Source organism: Acinetobacter sp. 228 (assembly GCF_048147885.1).
Genome location: NZ_JAYWYV010000213.1, coordinates 1 through 1,520, shown reverse-complemented (window position 1 = coordinate 1,520; position 1,520 = coordinate 1). Strand labels below are relative to the sequence as shown.

Annotated in this window: 2 protein-coding genes; both read left to right on the top strand. The window is 38.8% G+C overall.

All coding sequences use genetic code 11. The annotated features are described in order from the left end of the window. Positions 1–182 precede the first annotated feature (182 nt). The gene (locus VXQ92_RS17480; RefSeq protein ID WP_416682674.1) at positions 183–959 is read left to right on the top strand and encodes a HesA/MoeB/ThiF family protein; all 777 of its coding nucleotides are present in this window, start codon (positions 183–185) and stop codon (positions 957–959) included. Positions 960–1,017: 58 nt separating this feature from the next. Next, a partial coding sequence (locus VXQ92_RS17475) for an AarF/UbiB family protein (protein WP_416682673.1) occupies positions 1,018–1,520 on the top strand: 503 nt, incomplete at its 3' end.

The following is a 1,520-nucleotide window of genomic DNA, read 5'->3' as shown; positions in this document are numbered from 1 at the left end:
ATGATTGGGACATATTTAGCCTAAGTAATACAGAAAAGGGAGAGCTCTATTGTTGCAGAAAGCATGTGAGAAGTAATGTAATAGGGGATTAACTGAATAAAAAAGTTGTTTCCATTTTATAGCTTTCCTAATGACGAACTTAGTCATAAAATCACTTGGTTTCTAAGTGAAAGGATTAACGTGTGACCGAGCTTCAAGATATCGATTTTGTAGAGTTAAGTGATGAAGAAATGCATCTCTATAGCCGTCAGATTTTACTTGATGGATGGGATATTGAAGCTCAGGAAAAACTTAAACTGGCCAATGTATTGATTGTCGGTGCTGGCGGAATAGGCTGTAGTAGCGCGGAACTACTTGCACGAGCAGGAGTCGGGAAAATTACCCTCATTGATGCAGATACCATTGAGATAAGTAATTTACAACGTCAAATCGCATTTGGTCATGAAGATATTGGACGTTATAAAGCTGAAGTTTTAGCTAAACGGTTACAGAAAATTAACCCTTATATCTGTGTTGAATACTTTAACGAACGTTTAGACGAACATAACATTGATAAACTAGTTGAACATCAAGACGTCGTTTTAGATGGCTGTGATAACTTTACAACGCGTTATTTAGTGAATGCAGCTTGTAAAAAGCATCAGGTCGCATTAATTAGTGCTTCTGCAATTGGCTTTCAGGCGCAAATGTTTATGGTCGAAGGTGATTCAGCTTGTTATGAATGTTTGTTCCCAAAAGAACAACATGCCAATGAAGGGCTGCGATGTGCGGAATCTGGTGTGCTTGCGACCACACCTGTAATGATCGCGTCATTACAAGTACATCACACTTTATTGTATTTAGGACTAAACAGAACGCCGCTAAAACAAAAACTGTTACTTTGGGATGGGTTAAATATGACGCAACGCATTGTTAGTTTTGATAAAGACATAAATTGTCCACTTTGTCAGGCAAGCTAATCAGCAAATAAACCAAAATTTGCTACACTTGATTTGAATATTCTGGTTTTAAAGAAATATGAAAAAAAATATTTTATTTGATGGATTGCGCTCCGTTGCCCGCATCGGTGAAACCGCAGTAGTTGCGGCTAAAGCCGGTATTAAGTATGCAACTGATAAGCCAAGTAATGCCAAACTCATGCGTGAGACTTTTGAGTCGCTTGGTTCAACATATATTAAGCTTGGTCAGTTTATCGCGAGTACCCCATCGCTATTCCCACGTGAGTATGTAGAAGAATTCCAAGGCTGTTTAGACCAGACCCCAACTTTACCTTTTAGCTATATTCAAGGTGTACTTGCGTCTGAGTTTGAAGGGCGTGATTTAAGCCAGATTTTTAGTTATATCGATGAAACACCACTAGCTTCTGCCTCAATTGCTCAGGTTCATGCGGCTAAATTAACTACTGGTGAAGATGTCGTTATTAAAGTACAAAAACCGGGTGTTGAAACCATTTTGTACACTGACCTAAATGTGGTGCATTGGGCTGCTAAATTGCTTGAACGTGCGGTACCTAAAATTAA